At 59.0% G+C, this 15,771-nt stretch carries 16 protein-coding genes, 1 tRNA gene and 1 pseudogene; 7 read left to right on the top strand and 11 right to left on the bottom strand.

Going from position 1 to position 15,771, the window contains the following annotated elements:
• Nucleotides 1-21: 21 nt before the first annotated feature.
• Entirely contained in the window at nucleotides 22-720 is a 699-nt protein-coding gene (locus F8N85_RS02820) for a GntR family transcriptional regulator (RefSeq protein WP_150802154.1), read from the bottom strand.
• Between the two features lie 101 nt (nucleotides 721-821).
• Between F8N85_RS02820 and F8N85_RS02815 the strand changes: the two genes are divergently transcribed.
• On the top strand, nucleotides 822-1,853 hold the full coding sequence (locus F8N85_RS02815; RefSeq protein WP_150802153.1) for a TRAP transporter substrate-binding protein: 1,032 nt from the start codon (nucleotides 822-824) through the stop codon (nucleotides 1,851-1,853).
• A 161-nt stretch (nucleotides 1,854-2,014) separates the two neighbouring features.
• Here F8N85_RS02815 and ychF read toward each other — a convergent pair whose 3' ends face one another.
• The 8 genes from ychF to F8N85_RS02775 form a co-directional block, all read right to left on the bottom strand.
• A complete protein-coding gene (ychF, locus tag F8N85_RS02810) occupies nucleotides 2,015-3,115 on the bottom strand; it encodes a redox-regulated ATPase YchF (RefSeq protein WP_150802152.1) in 1,101 nt (366 codons plus the stop codon).
• A 22-nt stretch (nucleotides 3,116-3,137) separates the two neighbouring features.
• Complete coding sequence (gene pth / locus F8N85_RS02805) at nucleotides 3,138-3,722, bottom strand: aminoacyl-tRNA hydrolase (protein WP_150802151.1); 585 nt, start codon at nucleotides 3,720-3,722, stop codon at nucleotides 3,138-3,140.
• A gap of 168 nt (nucleotides 3,723-3,890) precedes the next feature.
• Nucleotides 3,891-4,490 (bottom strand): 50S ribosomal protein L25/general stress protein Ctc, encoded by a 600-nt coding sequence (locus F8N85_RS02800; protein ID WP_150802150.1) that lies wholly within the window; start codon nucleotides 4,488-4,490, stop codon nucleotides 3,891-3,893.
• 138 nt (nucleotides 4,491-4,628) lie between these two features.
• The gene (locus F8N85_RS02795; RefSeq protein ID WP_003208392.1) at nucleotides 4,629-5,570 is read right to left on the bottom strand and encodes a ribose-phosphate pyrophosphokinase; all 942 of its coding nucleotides are present in this window, start codon (nucleotides 5,568-5,570) and stop codon (nucleotides 4,629-4,631) included.
• Nucleotides 5,571-5,616: 46 nt separating this feature from the next.
• Nucleotides 5,617-5,691: transfer RNA gene (locus F8N85_RS02790), tRNA-Gln, on the bottom strand.
• Between the two features lie 37 nt (nucleotides 5,692-5,728).
• Nucleotides 5,729-6,580, bottom strand: a complete 852-nt coding sequence (gene ispE, locus F8N85_RS02785; protein ID WP_150802149.1) for a 4-(cytidine 5'-diphospho)-2-C-methyl-D-erythritol kinase — start codon at nucleotides 6,578-6,580, stop codon at nucleotides 5,729-5,731.
• Nucleotides 6,577-7,209, bottom strand: coding sequence for a lipoprotein insertase outer membrane protein LolB (gene lolB / locus F8N85_RS02780; protein WP_150802148.1), 633 nt, complete (start codon nucleotides 7,207-7,209; stop codon nucleotides 6,577-6,579). The genes ispE and lolB overlap by 4 nt, the downstream gene beginning before the upstream one ends.
• A 4-nt stretch (nucleotides 7,210-7,213) precedes the next feature.
• A complete protein-coding gene (locus F8N85_RS02775; protein WP_150802147.1) occupies nucleotides 7,214-8,938 on the bottom strand; it encodes a tetratricopeptide repeat protein in 1,725 nt (574 codons plus the stop codon).
• Between the two features lie 278 nt (nucleotides 8,939-9,216).
• On the opposite strand from F8N85_RS02775, the gene hemA reads away from it, so the two are divergent.
• The 6 genes from hemA to F8N85_RS02745 all read left to right on the top strand — a co-directional run bounded on the left by hemA (nucleotide 9,217) and on the right by F8N85_RS02745 (nucleotide 14,588).
• Entirely contained in the window at nucleotides 9,217-10,506 is a 1,290-nt protein-coding gene (gene hemA / locus F8N85_RS02770; protein WP_150802146.1) for a glutamyl-tRNA reductase, read from the top strand.
• Complete coding sequence (prfA, locus tag F8N85_RS02765; RefSeq protein ID WP_150802145.1) at nucleotides 10,503-11,585, top strand: peptide chain release factor 1; 1,083 nt, start codon at nucleotides 10,503-10,505, stop codon at nucleotides 11,583-11,585. Before hemA ends, prfA begins: the two co-directional genes overlap by 4 nt.
• The gene (gene prmC, locus F8N85_RS02760; RefSeq protein WP_150802144.1) at nucleotides 11,586-12,416 is read left to right on the top strand and encodes a peptide chain release factor N(5)-glutamine methyltransferase; all 831 of its coding nucleotides are present in this window, start codon (nucleotides 11,586-11,588) and stop codon (nucleotides 12,414-12,416) included. It begins immediately after the preceding gene.
• A complete protein-coding gene (locus tag F8N85_RS02755; protein ID WP_150802143.1) occupies nucleotides 12,410-13,165 on the top strand; it encodes a molybdopterin-synthase adenylyltransferase MoeB in 756 nt (251 codons plus the stop codon). The genes prmC and F8N85_RS02755 overlap by 7 nt, the downstream gene beginning before the upstream one ends.
• Nucleotides 13,158-13,949: a glutamate racemase gene (gene murI, locus F8N85_RS02750; protein WP_150802142.1), complete on the top strand. Its 792-nt coding sequence runs from the start codon at nucleotides 13,158-13,160 to the stop codon at nucleotides 13,947-13,949. The genes F8N85_RS02755 and murI overlap by 8 nt, the downstream gene beginning before the upstream one ends.
• Nucleotides 13,950-14,069: 120 nt before the next feature.
• Nucleotides 14,070-14,588: an acyloxyacyl hydrolase gene (locus F8N85_RS02745; protein ID WP_150802141.1), complete on the top strand. Its 519-nt coding sequence runs from the start codon at nucleotides 14,070-14,072 to the stop codon at nucleotides 14,586-14,588.
• Between the two features lie 53 nt (nucleotides 14,589-14,641).
• Here F8N85_RS02745 and F8N85_RS02740 read toward each other — a convergent pair whose 3' ends face one another.
• A complete protein-coding gene (locus F8N85_RS02740; protein ID WP_150802140.1) occupies nucleotides 14,642-14,947 on the bottom strand; it encodes a YkgJ family cysteine cluster protein in 306 nt (101 codons plus the stop codon).
• A 103-nt stretch (nucleotides 14,948-15,050) separates the two neighbouring features.
• A pseudogene (locus F8N85_RS02735) lies at nucleotides 15,051-15,758 on the bottom strand (SDR family NAD(P)-dependent oxidoreductase); the annotation flags it as partial.
• Nucleotides 15,759-15,771 lie beyond the last annotated feature (13 nt).

Below are 15,771 nucleotides of genomic sequence, written 5' to 3'. Positions count from 1 at the left end.
CTCCAGGGGGCAGTCCGCAGGTCAGGCCTGCTTCAGTTTTGTCGCGTGTTCCGCGCTCTCCAGAATCCGCGCCAGGTGTTCGGCGGCGCTTTCGGCGTGCTGTTGGGCAAGCCGCGCCGCCAGTTCTTCATTGCCATCGAAAATGGCGCAGAGGATGGCTTGGTGCTCATCCCATACGCCTTCGAACGTGCGCACGTCGTGTTGCAGAATCGAGCTCATGGTCCGGCGGATGTGATGCCAGTGCAGGGCGGTGGTCTGGGCGATCACCGGGTTGCCGGACATTTCGTAGATGAATTGGTGGAACGCCATGTCCAGGCGAACCAGGGCGCTGGTGTCATTGGCCGCGGCGGCCGCACGTCCCTGACTGACCAGCTTGTCGGCAATCGCCTGGAGTTTCTTTGCGCCATTTTGCTGAACAAGTCGCGCGGCGTTGCGTGCGGCGAGGGCGTCGAGGGCTGCGCGCACTTGATACAACTGCACCAGCTTCTGCGGGTCGAGTGGCGTGACGATCACGCCCTTGCGACCGTGATCTTCGATAAAGCCTTCGCGCTTGAGGATCTGGAATGCTTGCAGGATCGGCTGGCGTGAAACTCCCAGCTGCGCGGCCAGACCTTCCTGGGTCACGCGCTCGTTAGGCTGTAGTTGGCCTTGGCAGATGGCGTCGAGAATGGCGTCGTAAACCTGTTCGATCAGATGCGCCGGGGTATTGAGCTTCTGCATGTCCGCTTTCCTTTTTTCGTGTTCTGTATACAGACTACAAATCAATCGCTATGCTGTCAATGCACTCTTTTATCCATAAAAAAATCAAGTGGAGAGTCATCATGACCGGCATCTCACGTCGCCGATTTGTCCAGACCCTGTCCCTCGCCTCAGCGGCGGTGCTGGCCGTGGGATCAGGCCTGTATAGCGAAAACAGCCGAGCAGCAGAGTTTCGACTGAAGTTCGCCAACAATTTGCCCCTGAGCCACCCCATGAATGTCCGTGCACGCGAGGCCGCCAAGCGTATTGCCGAAGAGTCGCAAGGCAGTGTTGCGCTGCAGGTCTTCCCCAGCAGCCAACTGGGCGGCGACACCGACATGCTCGCCCAGGCACGTTCCGGGGCCATCGATTTTTATGCCGGGCCACCGGTCATCCTCGGCACGTTGATACCCTCTGCGCAGATCAGCGCAGTAGGCTTCGCGTTCAAGGACTACGATCAGGTGTGGGCCGCGATGGATGGAGAGTTGGGCGCACACATCCGCGCCGAGATTGCCAAGAGTGAGGTGTTGTTCGCCTTCGAGAAAATCTGGGATAACGGTTTCCGGGTCACGACCACGAGTACCCGGCCGATCGCGACGCCAGGTGACCTCGTTGGGATGAAGTTACGGGTACCGCCAAGCCCTATCATCATGTCGATGTTTCGCAGCTTCGAGGCTGCCCCGGCCAGCATCAACTTCTCCGAGGTCTATTCCGGGTTGCAGACCCATATCGTTGAGGGCCAGGAAAACCCGCTGACGTTGATTGCTTCCGCCAAGTTGTATGAAGTGCAGAAGTACTGCTCGATGACCAACCACATGTGGGACGGCTTCTGGATCCTCGGCAACCTGTCGAAGTTCGCCAGGCTGCCCGCGCCGGTGCAGGCACTCGTGACAAGGCACATCAACGAGGCCGGGGTGAACATGCGTGCCGATCTGCGAACGATGCAGCGGGGTGTTATCGAGGTGCTGAGTGGCAAAGGACTGATCCTGAGTAGCGTTGCCCCCGAGGCTTTCCGTCAGAAACTGCGCGATGCCGGTTATTATTCGCAGTGGCGCGAGACGTTCGCAGAGCAGCCTTGGGCACTGTTGGAGAAGGCTAGCGGGTCGCTGGTTTGATCGACGAAAAACACTCGCGCGCGATGCAGGCACTGCGGTCTGTCAGCTACACTGCGGTGATGCAATCGCGAGCAAGCCCGCATTAAATGGGGGGTGAGCCGACGATTGTTTCAGGCACAAAAAAGCCGCGTCGTGACGCGGCTTTTTCTTGGGTGTGGCTTTTACACGTTGAAACGGAAGTGCATCACGTCGCCGTCTTTAACGATGTAATCCTTGCCTTCCAGGCGCCATTTACCGGCTTCTTTGGTGCCGGCTTCGCCCTTGTACTGAATGAAGTCGTTGTAGGCGATGACTTCAGCGCGGATGAAGCCTTTCTCGAAGTCGGTGTGAATCACGCCGGCTGCTTGTGGCGCGGTAGCACCGACTTTTACGGTCCAGGCGCGGACTTCTTCGACACCGGCGGTGAAGTAGGTCTGCAGGTGAAGCATTTCGTAGCCGGCGCGGATCACGCGGTTCAGGCCAGGTTCATCGAGGCCCAGGGCTTCGAGGAACATGTCTTTTTCTTCGCCGTCGTCGAGCTCGGCGATTTCCGCTTCGATCTTGTTGCAGACCGGTACCACGATCGCGCCTTCTTCTTCGGCAATGGCCTTGACCACGTCCAGCAGCGGATTGTTTTCGAAACCGTCTTCAGCAACGTTGGCGATGTACATCACCGGCTTGGTGGTCAGCAGGTGGAAGCCGCGGATCACCGCCTTTTCGTCGGTGCTCATGCTCTTCATCAGGCTGCGCGCGGGCTTGCCTTCGGTGAAGTGAGCGATCAACTGTTCCAGCAGGCCTTTCTGGACCACTGCGTCCTTGTCACCGCCCTTGGCATTGCGGGTGACTTTCTGCAGTTGCTTTTCGCAGCTGTCGAGGTCGGCGAAGATCAGCTCGAGGTCGATGATCTCGATGTCGCGTTTCGGGTCGACGCTGTTGGAGACGTGGATCACGTTCTCGTCTTCGAAGCAGCGGACCACGTGGGCGATGGCATCGGTTTCGCGGATGTTGGCCAGGAATTTGTTGCCCAGGCCCTCACCTTTCGAGGCGCCGGCAACCAGGCCGGCGATGTCGACGAATTCCATGGTAGTCGGCAGGATGCGCTTGGGATTGACGATGGCCGCCAACGCGTCCAGACGCTTATCCGGCATCGGCACGATACCGGTGTTCGGTTCAATGGTGCAGAAGGGGAAGTTCTCGGCCGCGATACCGGATTTGGTCAGGGCGTTGAACAGGGTGGACTTGCCGACGTTAGGCAGGCCGACGATGCCGCAGTTGAATCCCATGGTGTTTCCCCTTGGATAAGAGTCAGGCCTTCTGGCTGTGCAGGTTTTTCATCGCGCGGTTCCATTCACCGGCGAAGATATCCGGCAGCACGCCGAGGGCAAAATCGATGCTGGCATCGAGTTTTTCCTGTTCGGCGCGTGGCGCACGACCCAGGACAAAGTTTGAAACCATACTGGCAACGCCCGGGTGGCCAATGCCAAGCCGCAAGCGATGAAAGGTATTCTGATTGCCTAGCTGCGCAATGATGTCGCGCAACCCGTTGTGACCGCCATGGCCGCCGCCCTGTTTGAGCTTGGCGACGCCGGGAGGCAGGTCGAGTTCGTCATGCGCCACCAGGATTTCTTCAGGCTTGATGCGGAAGAAACCAGCGAGTGCCGCTACGGCCTGGCCGCTGCGGTTCATGTAGGTGGTGGGAATCAGCAGACGAACATCCTGACCCTGGTGTGAGAAGCGCCCGGTCAGGCCGAAATATTTGCGATCGGCCACAAGGTTTACGCCTTGTGCGTTCGCGATGCGTTCAACAAAAAGGGCCCCTGCGTTATGCCGGGTCTGTTCGTATTCAGCGCCTGGATTTCCCAAGCCAACGATCAGTTTAATGGCAGTCACGATAGGGGCCCTTCCTTGGAGTGGTGGATAACATCGCCGCAATCAGGTTGTGCGGCGAAAGTGGACGAAAAATGCTCATTTACCATTATGTAAACTCCGCGTTCTCGCCCGCTTTCTCGCTACGCTCTAGTCCGCGATGTTTCCATCAACTCCGGCGTACAGAGTGAATTACTCTGCAGCGCCTTCTGTAGCTTCTGGAGCAACACGTGGAGCGTGAACGTTGGCAACAGCCAGGTCGTTACCGTGAGCCAGAGCAACAAACTCAACGCCTTTAGGGGCTTTGAGGTCGGACAGGTGAATGATCGAGCCGACTTCGGCGTCAGCCAGGTCAACTTCGATGAATTCAGGCAGGTCTTTCGGCAGGCAGGAAACTTCGATTTCAGAAATAACGTGCGAGATTTCGCCGCCTTTCTTGATCGGCGCTTCTTCACCAACGAAGTGTACAGGCACGATAGCGGTCAGTTTCTGGCCAGCTACAACGCGTACAAAGTCAGCGTGCATCACGTGGCCTTTGGCCGGGTGACGCTGCAGGGCTTTGATGATTACGTTTTGCTTGGTGCCGCCAACGTTCAGCTCGATGATGTGGCTGTAAGCCGCTTCGTTTTCGAGCAGTTTGGCAACTTCTTTGGCCAGCATGCTGATGGATTCAGGGGCTTTTTCGCCACCGTAAACTACAGCTGGAACCAGGCTTGCGAGACGACGCAGGCGGCGGCTCGCACCTTTCCCCAGGTCGGAACGCACTTCAGCATTCAGAGTAAAATCGTTCATGTTGTATCTCCAAAATAACCACATTCACCCCAGCGTTTGCGACCAGCGCTAAAGGCGATATGGGCAAAAAAGCCCCGCCCCAACAGAGTGTTAGGGCGGGGCGCTTTTCGTCGGCGGGATGTCGCTAAGGTTTGACCCTTAACGGAACATCGCGCTGATCGATTCTTCGTTGCTGATGCGGCGAACCGCTTCGGCAACTACCGGTGCGATATCCAGTTGACGGATACGCGAACAGGCTTGAGCAGCAGCGGACAACGGGATGGTGTTGGTCACCACCAGTTCGTCCAGCATGGAATTCTCGATGTTCTCGATCGCCCGGCCCGACAGCACAGGGTGTGTGCAGTAGGCAAAGACTTTAGCCGCGCCATGCTCTTTCAAGGCTTTCGCCGCGTGGCACAGAGTGCCGGCGGTATCGACCATGTCATCGACCAGAATACAGGTACGCCCTTCGACATCACCGATGATATGCATCACTTCAGAGTGATTGGCTTTCTCACGGCGCTTGTCGATGATCCCGAGATCCACGCCCAGGGATTTGGCAACAGCACGTGCACGCACGACGCCGCCAATGTCCGGGGACACGATCATCAGGTTTTCGAAGCGTTGGTCTTCGATGTCATCCACCAGAACGGGGGAGCCGTAGATGTTATCTACCGGAATATCGAAGAATCCCTGGATTTGGTCAGCATGCAAATCAACCGTGAGAACACGATCGATGCCGACCACGGTGAGCATGTCAGCGACGACTTTCGCGCTGATAGCCACACGTGCGGAACGCGGACGGCGATCCTGACGGGCATAACCAAAGTAGGGGATTACAGCTGTGATTCGAGTCGCTGAGGAGCGGCGGAAGGCATCAGCCATCACGACGAGTTCCATCAGGTTATCGTTGGTCGGAGCGCAAGTCGGCTGAATAATGAAGACATCTTTACCGCGGACATTTTCATTGATCTCGGCTGTGATTTCGCCGTCGGAGAATTTACCGACAGAGATGTCGCCGAGAGGGATATGCAGCTGACGTACAACACGCCGAGCCAGATCGGGGTTAGCATTCCCCGTAAAGACCATCATCTTGGACACGCGCAGTACCTGAAGGCTGAGGGTAACCTGGATGAGTATTAGAAAATGGCAGGGGCGGCTGGATTCGAACCAACGCATGGCAGGATCAAAACCTGCTGCCTTACCGCTTGGCGACGCCCCTGTATTTGTTGCAACGAGTGCCCAGCACTCGGTTCCTTTTAGAGCAGACTTTGCAGCTTGCGATGCAACATCGAAACGTTGCTTCCCTTTGCTACAAACCCTGTAAGGGTCTCTGTAAGAAGGGCCGAGACTTTATCAGCTTCAGCTTTGCTTGGGAAGCCCCCAAACACACAACTTCCAGTGCCGGTTAATTTTGCTTCGGTAAATTTACCTAACAAATTCAAAGCGTTACGTACATCTGGGTAACGCCTTGCTACAACCGGTAAGCAGTCATTTCGACTGTTTCCCTTGGGAACGGGGCGCACTTTAATGGGAGAAGAGTTACGTGTCAACAACGGATCTGAAAAAATTTCTGCTGTACTTACAGAGACTTGCGGCACAAGCACCAGATACCACGGTTCTTCGGGGTCTACAGGCGTGAGTTTTTCCCCAATGCCTTCAGCAAAAGCGGCGTGTCCACGCACGAAAACCGGGACGTCGGCGCCTAGAGTCAGGCCCAGATCGGCCAGCCGATCTTCATCCCAACCCAGCTGCCAAAGATGATTGAGGCCGAGCAGGGTAGTCGCGGCATTTGAACTGCCGCCACCGATTCCACCGCCCATGGGCAGGATTTTTTTTATCCAGATATCCATTCCCAGCGTGGAACCGGATTGTTCCTGAAGTTTTTTTGCCGCGCGCACGATCAAATTACTGTCGTGGGGCACGCCATCGAATTCGGTATGCAGCTTGATGACACCATCATCACGAACGGCAAAGGTCAGTTCATCGGCGTAATCGAGAAACTGAAACAGCGTTTGCAGTTCGTGATAGCCGTCTTCGCGGCGACCGAGGATGTGCAGCATCAGGTTGAGTTTTGCCGGAGCGGGCAAGGTCAGCCGGGTTGCCGTCATTTTATTGCCCCAACGTGCCCCAGCTTGCGCGGTTGCCAGTCCTTGATCACCAGCGTGACGTCGAGGTCGGGGCCGTGCAGCTTGATCCGTTCGGGCAGCCAGATGCCGCTCTGTTGCGCATAGCTCAGGTACTCGACCTTCCAGCCATCCTGGTCGAGGCTGGCCAGGCGGCTATCGGCATCGAGGTTCAGACGGCTTTTACTGTCAGGCGCGGGAAGGCCGCGGACCCACCAGACCAGATGCGAGACCGGCAGCTTCCAGCCCAGCTGCTCTTCGAGCAGGGCTTCGGGCGTAGGCGCTTCATAGCGTCCCTGGTTGGCGACTTCCAGTGATACCTGCCCCGGGCGACCGGTCAGGCGTGCCGCACCGCGCCCCAGCGGGCCGGAGAGGCGGATGTCGTAGTAATCCTGACGTTGCAGCCAGAACAAGGTGCCGCTGCCCGAATCTTTCGGGGCGCGAATGCCGACCTTGCCGCTGATCTGCCAGCCATCGAGGCTGCTCAGTTGCTGTTTGTGCTCGCGCCATTGCGCGGCGTTGCCATGCCCCTCGACAGACTCGCGGGGGCCCAGGCCCGCGCAACCGGCGAGCAGGGCGATGAAGCTGAAAACGATAACGTGGCGCAAAAACATAATCTTAAAGAGTCTCGGAACCGGTCAGGCGCTTGATGGTGCTGCGCAGAATTGGGCTGTCGGGCTGATCCTTGAGGAACTTGCCCCAGATTTGCCTGGCTTCGCGTTGTTTGCCATTGGCCCACAGGACTTCGCCCAGGTGCGCGGCGACTTCCTGATCGGGGAACCGCTCAAGGGCCTGACGCAGCAGGCGTTCAGCCTCATCGAGGTTGCCCAGGCGGAAATTCACCCAGCCTAGGCTGTCGAGTACCGCCGGATCTTCCGGGGTCAGCTGATGAGCCTGCTCGATCAGCGCCTTGGCCTCGGCATAACGCGTCGTACGGTCGGACAAGGTGTAGCCGAGGGCGTTCAATGCCATGGCATTGTCCGGATCACGCTGGATGATCAGGCGCAGGTCTTTCTCCATTTGCGCCAGGTCGTTGCGCTTCTCTGCCTGCATGGCGCGGGTATACAGCAGGTTCAGATCGTCCGGGTATTGCTGCAAGGCCTGCTGCAGGACTTTCCAGGCCAGCTCGCCCTGCTTGTTGGCTGACAGGGTCTCGGCTTCGATCAGGTACAACTGAATCGCGTAATCGGGCTGAGTATCGCGGGCAGTGGCCAGACGGCTTCGGGCTTCACTGGTGCGACCGTGGTTGATCAAGATGTCGGCCTGGCGCAGTTGCGCCGGCAGGTAGTCATTGCCCGGGCCGACCTGGGCGTACTCGATCAGCGCGCCTTGCGGGTCATTGCGTTCTTCGGCGATCCGACCGAGGTTCAGGTGCGCCGAATCGACGTGGCTTTCCCGGGCGACCAAGTCTTCCAGATAACCCTTGGCCTCTTCCCAGGCCTTGGCTTCCAGGCAGACCAGTGCCAGGGAGTAGCGCAAATCGTCATCTTCCGGGTATTGCTGGACCAGGCTGGAGAATTCGACCTTGGCGTCATCCATGCGGTCCTGCTCGACCAGCATGCGCGCATAGGTCAGGCGCAGGCGTTTGTCGTCCGGATACTTGCGAATGCTTTTTTCCAGCAGCGGCAAGGCTTCCGGGCCACGATTCAATGCTTGCAGCAGGCGTGCGCGCAGCAGCAACGGCGCTATTTCACCTTCTTCCGGCGGATTATCCTCGAGCAGGCCCAAGGCGCCCTCGGAATCACCGTCCTGTTGCAGCATCAAGGCTTTGCCGAAGATCAACTGGCCGTTGTTCGGGTACTTTTGCAGCAAACGGTCAAAACCTTTCATCAGGCCGTTGCGGGTTTCTTGATCGGTATCGGCGGCAGACAAGGCCAGAAAGTCGAAATGGGTGTCGCCTTTGCCTTGCAGGACTTTCTCCATATAGACCATGGAGTCGTCATAGCGCCCGCTGCGTGCCAGTTGAATGGCCGCGGCGCGTTGCGCCTCCAGGTCATCCGGGGCGTTTTTCGCCCAGATCAGCGCGGTATCCAGTGCGGCCTGATCGGCGCCCAGGTATTCGGCGATGCGAAAGGCCCGCTCGGAGATCTCGGGATCCTGAGTATTGATGGCCTGGGTCACGTAGTTGTCCAGGGCAATGTCGTAACGATTGCGCTGGCCTGCCAGTTCCGCGCTCAGCAGGCTGAAGATCGTGTCTTCGCTGAACGAGCTGTAGACCTTTGGCTTTTCAGGCGCCGGAGTGCTGTCTTCAACCGGCGGCGTGCTGTCCGGTGGAACGGGTGCCAGGAACTGGCAGCCGCTGAGCAAGACAAAAGCGAGGAGCAACGAGGAAGATCTATTCATATAGGAGGAGGACGACTAACCTGCGGTCGGATCATCATGACACAAGCCTTCGGTCAAACATAACCGGGCCAGGCAATTCATATTGACAGACGATTGAACACTTAATGTAGGCGCTGGCGGAGCCTGCGACCTTTTGATCTTGACCTTCGATGGACCTGAAAGTGCCAACAGATCGCAGCCTTCGGCAGCTCCGACAGGGTATTCGGTGCGGCAGTGGTTGTTCTGGATCTGGCGAAGTAGGACAATTGTCGGCTTCTCGACATCATCAGCGACCTTGAATGGCCTTCCTTGCACTCGGTATTAACCACAAGACTGCTTCAGTAGACGTCCGCGAGCGCGTGGCTTTTACCCCAGAGCAGTTGGTTGAGGCCTTGCAGCAGCTCTGCCGCCTCACCGACAGCCGCGAAGCTGCGATCCTCTCCACCTGCAATCGCAGTGAACTCTATATAGAACAGGATCACCTTTCGTCTGACTCCGTGCTGCGCTGGCTGGCCGATTACCACCATTTGAGCATCGAAGAGCTGCGCGCCAGTGCTTATGTGCATGAAGACGATGCGGCAGTTCGTCACATGATGCGGGTGGCTTCGGGGCTGGACTCGCTGGTGCTCGGCGAACCGCAGATTCTCGGTCAGATGAAATCGGCTTATGCCGTGGCTCGCGAGGCGGGCACTATCGGGCCGCTGCTCGGGCGCTTGTTCCAGGCCACATTCAATGCGGCCAAACAGGTGCGTACCGACACCGCCATCGGCGAAAACCCGGTGTCGGTGGCTTTCGCCGCCGTCAGCCTGGCCAAGCAGATTTTCAGTGACTTGCAACGCAGCCAGGCGCTGTTGATCGGTGCCGGCGAAACCATCACCCTGGTCGCCCGGCATCTGCATGAACTGGGCGTCAAGCGCATAGTGGTGGCCAACCGGACCCTGGAGCGCGCGAGCATCCTGGCCGAGCAATTTGGTGCCCACGCAGTGCTGCTCTCGGATATTCCGGCAGAACTGGTTCGCAGCGATATCGTCATCAGCTCCACCGCCAGCCAGTTGCCGATTCTGGGCAAGGGCGCGGTCGAGAGCGCATTGAAGCTGCGCAAGCACAAACCGATCTTCATGGTCGACATCGCTGTACCTCGTGATATCGAGCCGGAAGTCGGCGAACTGGACGACGTTTACCTGTACAGCGTCGACGATCTTCACGACGTGGTCGCCGAAAACCTCAAGAGCCGTCAGGGTGCTGCCCAGGCGGCTGAAGAGATGGTCTCCATCGGCGCCGACGACTTCATGGTGCGCCTGCGTGAACTGGCGGCGGTGGATGTGCTCAAGGCCTACCGTCAGCAGAGCGAACGCCTGCGCGATGAAGAGTTGCTCAAGGCCCAGCGCATGCTCGCCAATGGCAGCAACGCCGAGGACGTGCTGGTGCAATTGGCCCGCGGCCTGACCAATAAATTGCTGCATGCGCCGAGCGTGCAATTGAAAAAGCTGACCGCCGAAGGCCGCCTCGATGCCCTGGCCATGGCCCAGGAACTTTTTGCTCTCGGTGAGGGCCCTTCGGATAGCTCTTCGGATAAAAAACCGCAATGAAAGCGTCACTGCTCAATAAGCTGGACATCCTCCAGGACCGTTTCGAGGAACTGACCGCCTTGCTTGGCGATGGCGAAGTCATTTCCGATCAGCTCAAGTTCCGCACCTATTCCAAGGAATACGCAGAAGTTGAACCGATTGTCAGCACTTATTCCCAGCTGCTCAAGGTCCAGTCCGACCTCGAAGGCGCCCAGGCGCTGCTCAAGGACAGCGACCCGGACATGCGTGAAATGGCCGTGGAGGAAGTGCGCGAAGCCAAAGAGCGGCTGATCGAGCTCGAAGGTGATCTGCAACGCATGCTGCTGCCCAAGGATCCCAACGACGGGCGCAACGTGTTTCTCGAGATTCGTGCCGGCACCGGCGGTGACGAAGCGGCGATTTTCTCCGGCGACCTGTTTCGCATGTATTCGCGCTACGCCGAGCGTCGTGGCTGGCGGGTCGAGATTCTCTCGGAGAACATTGGCGAACACGGTGGCTATAAAGAAGTCATTGCCCGGGTCGAAGGCGACAATGTCTACGGCAAGCTGAAATTCGAATCCGGTGCCCAGCGCGTGCAGCGGGTTCCGGCCACTGAATCCCAGGGCCGTATCCACACCTCGGCCTGTACCGTGGCGGTATTGCCTGAGCCGGATGAACAGGAAGCGATCGAGATCAACCCGGCGGATCTGCGGGTCGACACCTATCGCTCCTCGGGTGCCGGTGGTCAGCACGTCAACAAGACTGACTCGGCAATCCGCATCACTCACCTGCCTTCGGGAATTGTGGTCGAGTGTCAGGAAGAGCGTTCCCAGCACAAGAACCGTGCACGAGCCATGTCCTGGCTGTCGGCCAAGTTGAACGACCAGCAGACCAGCGCCGCGGCCAATGCCATCGCCAGCGAGCGCAAGTTGCTGGTGGGTTCGGGGGATCGCTCCGAGCGGATCCGCACCTATAACTTCGCCCAGGGCCGGGTAACCGATCACCGGGTCAACCTGACCCTGTATTCCCTCGATGAAATTCTCGCGGGTGGCGTCGATGCGGTAATCGAGCCATTGCTGGCGGAGTTTCAAGCGGATCAACTGGCAGCAATAGGTGAGTAAATGACGATTATTGCCAGCCTGTTGCGCGCTGCCGACCTGCCTGACTCGCCCACGGCCCGGCTGGATGCCGAGTTGTTGCTGGCGGCGGCCCTGGGCAAGTCCCGGAGCTTTCTGCACACCTGGCCAGAGCGGATTGTCAGCAGCGAAGCCGCGCTGATTTTTGCCGGCTATTTGCAGCGCCGCCGCAGTGGCGAACCAGTGGCTTACATCCTTGGTCAGCAAGGCTTCTGGAAGCTCGACCTGGAGGTCGCACCCCATACCCTGATCCCGCGGCCAGACACCGAACTGCTGGTGGAGGCCGCGCTGGAATTGTTACCGGCCACGCCAGCCAGGGTCCTCGATCTGGGCACCGGCAGCGGCGCGATCGCCCTGGCCCTGGCCAGCGAGCGTCCGGCCTGGCAGGTCACGGCGGTGGATCGGGTGCTCGAAGCCGTGGCCCTGGCCGAGCGCAACCGTCAGCGCCTGCATTTGCGCAACGCGACGGTACTGAGCAGTCATTGGTTCAGTGCGCTGGCAGGTCAGCGTTATCAGCTGATTATCAGTAACCCGCCGTACATTGCCGACGCCGACCCGCATCTGGTGGAAGGTGACGTGCGTTTCGAACCGGCCAGTGCGTTGGTGGCCGGTTCCGACGGGCTGGATGATTTGCGTTTGATCATCACCCAGGCCCCACAATACCTTGAGGCCGGCGGCTGGCTGATGCTCGAGCACGGCTACGATCAGGCCGCTGCGGTGCGTGATCTGCTGCTGACCCAGGGTTTTGAACACGTCCACAGTCGCCTGGACCTGGGCGGCCACGAACGCATCAGCCTGGGGCGCCTGCCGTGCTGAATGATCAAGAGCTGTTGCGCTATAGCCGGCAGATTCTGTTGCAGCACGTCGACATCGACGGCCAGCTGCGCCTGAAGAACAGCCGTGTGTTGATCGTCGGTCTTGGCGGGCTCGGTTCGCCAGTGGCTCTATACCTGGCTGCGGCGGGGATCGGCGAGCTGCATCTGGCGGATTTCGACACCGTCGACCTGACCAACCTGCAACGGCAGGTCATGCATGACACCAACAGCGTGGGCCTGAGCAAGGTCGACTCGGCGATTCATCGCCTGACCGCGATCAATCCCGAGATCCAACTGATCGCCCATCGCGCCGCCCTTGATGAAGACTCTCTGGCCGAGGTCGTGGCTGCAGTCGATCTGGTGCTCGATTGTTCCGATAATTTCTCGACCCGCGAAGCGGTCAATGCCGCCTGTGTGCTGGCCGGAAAACCTTTGGTCAGCGGCGCGGCGATTCGCCTGGAAGGGCAGCTTTCAGTGTTTGATCCGCGCCGGCCCGAGAGTCCTTGCTACCACTGCCTGTACGGGCACGGCAGCGAAGCCGAACTGACCTGTAGCGAAGCTGGGGTGCTGGGGCCGCTGGTGGGGCTGGTGGGTAGCCTGCAAGCCCTTGAAGCGTTGAAATTGCTGGTCGGTTTTGGCGAGCCGCTGGTGGGTCGGTTGCTGTTGATCGATGCCCTGGGCACGCGTTTTCGCGAATTGCGCGTCAAGCGTGATCCAGGCTGCAGCGTTTGTGGACCCAAACATGCGTGAAGCGCCGATTGGCGTGTTCGATTCCGGTGTCGGCGGGCTCTCGGTGCTGGCTGAAATCAAGCGTTTGCTGCCCAACGAGTCGCTGCTGTACGTCGCCGATTGCGGCAATATTCCCTACGGTGAAAAGACCCCGGAGTTCATTCGCCAGCGCTGCAGTGTGATGGCTGAATTCTTCGTCAAGCAGGGGGCCAAGGCATTGGTGCTGGCCTGCAACACGGCAACGGTGGCGGGCGTTGCCGACTTGCGTCGCGACTATCCGCAGTGGCCCATCGTCGGCATGGAGCCCGCGGTCAAACCGGCGGCTGCAGCAACCCGCAGTGGTGTGGTCGGCGTGCTGGCGACCACCGGGACCTTGCAGAGCGCCAAATTCGCCGCCTTGCTCGATCGTTTTGCCATCGATGTGCGGGTCATCACTCAACCGTGCCCGGGGCTGGTTGAACTGATTGAAGCGGGTGACCTGCACAGCCCGGCGTTGCGCCAGTTATTGCACGGTTACCTCGAACCGTTGCTGGCGGCGGGGTGTGACACCATCATTCTCGGCTGCACCCACTATCCCTTCCTCAAGCCGTTGCTCAAGCAGATGATCGCCGACGACATCAGCCTGATCGACACCGGCGCCGCGGTTGCCCGGCAACTTCATCGCTTGCTGGCCGAGCGTGAGTTGCTCGCTTCGGGCCCATCCCGCGAAGCGCAATTCTGGACCAGTGCCAGTCCCGAGCACTTGCGAAATATCCTGCCTCTGCTATGGAGCGGGTCTGGCGTGGTGCAAGAATTCCTTTTGTAAAAAAACCTGAAAAGAACCCCTCAAAAAGCTCTGAACTTCTGCATGAGCAGCGACTTCTATAGCTAGTCTGTTGAGTAGTAAAAGAACAATACAAAAAACGTTCGGAAAAGGATGTTTCTCATGAAGCGACTATTCTGTTTGGCCGCTATTGCGACTGCCATGCTGGGACACAGTTTTTCGGCACAGGCTGCGGGGGTCGAGTTCGCGGTCGGCCGGACTGGCGAGTCGACGATGACCTATCGTCTGGGCATGCAACTGGATTGGGACAAGAACTGGCTACAGACTAGTGTCGGCCGTCTGACGGGCTACTGGGACGCTGCCTACACCTACTGGGATGGCGACCAGACCTCCAGCAATCACAGCCTGTCGTTCTCGCCGGTATTTGTGTATGAGTTCGCCGGTGAAACCGTCAAGCCGTACATTGAATTAGGGGTAGGCGTAGCGGTGTTTGCCTCCACCGAGTTGGAGAGCAACAACCTGGGGTCGGCCTTTCAGTTCGAGGACCGTTTCGGTGTAGGCCTGCGCTTCGCCGGTGGGCATGAAATTGGCGTTCGCGCGACGCACTACTCCAACGCCGGTATTGCCAGCCCCAACGACGGAATAGAGAGTTACGCGTTGCATTACACGATGGCGTTGTAAGTCTGCGACCTGTGGCGAGGGAGCAAGCTCCTTCGCCACAGGTGCTATGTTTCTCAGCAATACGCCGTCGAAATCCCCTGTCGTTCATCGATGCATTCTGGCGCACCCATCTCGAATTCCCGACAGATCAGCGGGCGTTTTTCGTAGATGGTGCACATCATGCTGTTGCGATCCAGCGCGGCGCACCAGCCGTCATCCAGGCGCAGCATGACTTCCCCGCCCCAATCGTCCGTGTCGATAAAACGTTCGGGCACGCCGGTGTCGGTAATCAGCATGACTTCCAGTTGGCAGCAGCAGGCCGCGCAGGTGGAGCAGGTGACGGCCGGTTCGGCGATCTCGATGAGGGGAATATTGATCATAGCCGTGCAGTGTAAGGCAGGGAGCCACTGTTGTGTGAAAGGCCTGACGGACGCAGTGGCGCGTCCTTGTGTTTGCCGATCAGTGCTTCACCCGGGCCGGCTACTTCGGCAGCGGCCAGAACCCGGCCATGTTCAAGGCCGCAAAAGCGACGGTCGGCGGGCGCCTCTGGATTTCCTCCAGGGCATGCCGTGCGGCCTTGTCCAGCGGCCAGTTCTGCGGCATGGGCACGTCATTTTCATCGATCGATGGCGTATTGACGAAGCCTGGGCTCAATACGGTGACGTCAATGCCTTGTGGTGCCAGATCGATGCGCAGCGATTCGAACATTGAGCGCAGGCCGCTATTGCAAGCGCCATTGTCGGCAGTTCGCGGCAGCGGCAGCCAGGTCACTGAGCTGGCGATGCCCACCAGATGCGGTGTGTTCCCGGCCCGCAACAGGGGCAGGGAGGCTTCGATGCAATAACTGCTGGCCAGCAGGTTGGTGCGCACCACGTGTTCGATGATTGAGCTGTCGTGCTGCCTGGCATCGACGTATTCACAGGTGCCGGCATTGAGAATCAAGCTGTCGAGCGAGCCCCAGGCCTCGCCGATGCGTTCGCCGATCTCTCGCACCTGCTGGCTGTTGGTGAGGTCGCCGGGGACCAGCAGCACCTGGCCCGGAAACCGCGCGGACAACGCTTGCAGTGGCGCGACAGCACGTGCGCTGAGAGCAAGGTGCGCCCCTGACGTGAGCAGCTCCTCGGCCAGCGCGGCACCGATTCCGCTGCCCGCACCGGTCAGCCAGATACGGCGTGGAGGTGTACGACTCATCCCATTCTCCTTC

Origin of the sequence: Pseudomonas fluorescens, assembly GCF_902497875.1 — a bacterium.
Lineage (GTDB): Bacteria > Pseudomonadota > Gammaproteobacteria > Pseudomonadales > Pseudomonadaceae > Aquipseudomonas > Aquipseudomonas fluorescens_BR.
The sequence above is the reverse complement of the archived record's forward strand: the minus strand, read 5'-3'. Positions and strand labels throughout refer to the sequence as shown.

Excerpts from the sequence above, each read along its gene's own strand:
- prmC (WP_150802144.1), top strand. The coding sequence starts at position 11,586 with ATGACGATTATTGCCAGCCTGTTGCGCGCTGCCGACCTGCCTGACTCG.
- hemA (WP_150802146.1), top strand. The coding sequence starts at position 9,217 with ATGGCCTTCCTTGCACTCGGTATTAACCACAAGACTGCTTCAGTAGAC.
- prfA (WP_150802145.1), top strand. The coding sequence starts at position 10,503 with ATGAAAGCGTCACTGCTCAATAAGCTGGACATCCTCCAGGACCGTTTC.
- F8N85_RS02800 (WP_150802150.1), bottom strand. The coding sequence starts at position 4,490 with ATGAACGATTTTACTCTGAATGCTGAAGTGCGTTCCGACCTGGGGAAA.
- F8N85_RS02815 (WP_150802153.1), top strand. The coding sequence starts at position 822 with ATGACCGGCATCTCACGTCGCCGATTTGTCCAGACCCTGTCCCTCGCC.
- ispE (WP_150802149.1), bottom strand. The coding sequence starts at position 6,580 with ATGACGGCAACCCGGCTGACCTTGCCCGCTCCGGCAAAACTCAACCTG.
- murI (WP_150802142.1), top strand. The coding sequence starts at position 13,158 with ATGCGTGAAGCGCCGATTGGCGTGTTCGATTCCGGTGTCGGCGGGCTC.
- F8N85_RS02745 (WP_150802141.1), top strand. The coding sequence starts at position 14,070 with ATGAAGCGACTATTCTGTTTGGCCGCTATTGCGACTGCCATGCTGGGA.
- F8N85_RS02775 (WP_150802147.1), bottom strand. The coding sequence starts at position 8,938 with ATGAATAGATCTTCCTCGTTGCTCCTCGCTTTTGTCTTGCTCAGCGGC.
- ychF (WP_150802152.1), bottom strand. The coding sequence starts at position 3,115 with ATGGGATTCAACTGCGGCATCGTCGGCCTGCCTAACGTCGGCAAGTCC.
- F8N85_RS02740 (WP_150802140.1), bottom strand. The coding sequence starts at position 14,947 with ATGATCAATATTCCCCTCATCGAGATCGCCGAACCGGCCGTCACCTGC.
- lolB (WP_150802148.1), bottom strand. The coding sequence starts at position 7,209 with ATGTTTTTGCGCCACGTTATCGTTTTCAGCTTCATCGCCCTGCTCGCC.
- F8N85_RS02820 (WP_150802154.1), bottom strand. The coding sequence starts at position 720 with ATGCAGAAGCTCAATACCCCGGCGCATCTGATCGAACAGGTTTACGAC.